The 304-nt window shown below is 62.8% G+C and carries 1 protein-coding gene; it reads right to left on the minus strand.

What is annotated here, in order from left to right; translation table 11 throughout:
• Positions 1 to 197: ATP-binding cassette domain-containing protein (locus B3873_RS21765; protein ID WP_286869036.1), on the minus strand; the 197-nt coding region annotated here is incomplete at its 3' end.
• Positions 198 to 304 lie beyond the last annotated feature (107 nt).

Here is a 304-nt window from a genome sequence, read left to right on the forward strand (position 1 = left end):
ACGTCCTGGCCATCGACCAGCACGCGCCCTGCGGTGGGCTTGTCGAGCCCGGCGATGATGCGCATCAGGGACGTCTTGCCGGCCTGGGTCGGGCCCAGCAGGACGTTGATGCCGCCTTTGGCAAGATTGAGGTCAAGCGGGTACAGGTGCGTTTCGGCACCGACCGTCTTGGCCACTTGTTTCAATTCCAGGGTCACGCTGTCTCCTCGCTACTTTTTTGATTGATCTGGTATGCGGTGACCTGGCTCAGAGGGGCGTGGCGTCCGGCAGATTTGCCAGCCACGCCTCCAGCCGTCCTCTGTGC

It is taken from the genome of Herbaspirillum sp. UBA812, assembly GCF_002296545.1.
Taxonomy (GTDB): domain Bacteria; phylum Pseudomonadota; class Gammaproteobacteria; order Burkholderiales; family Burkholderiaceae_D; genus Herbaspirillum; species Herbaspirillum huttiense.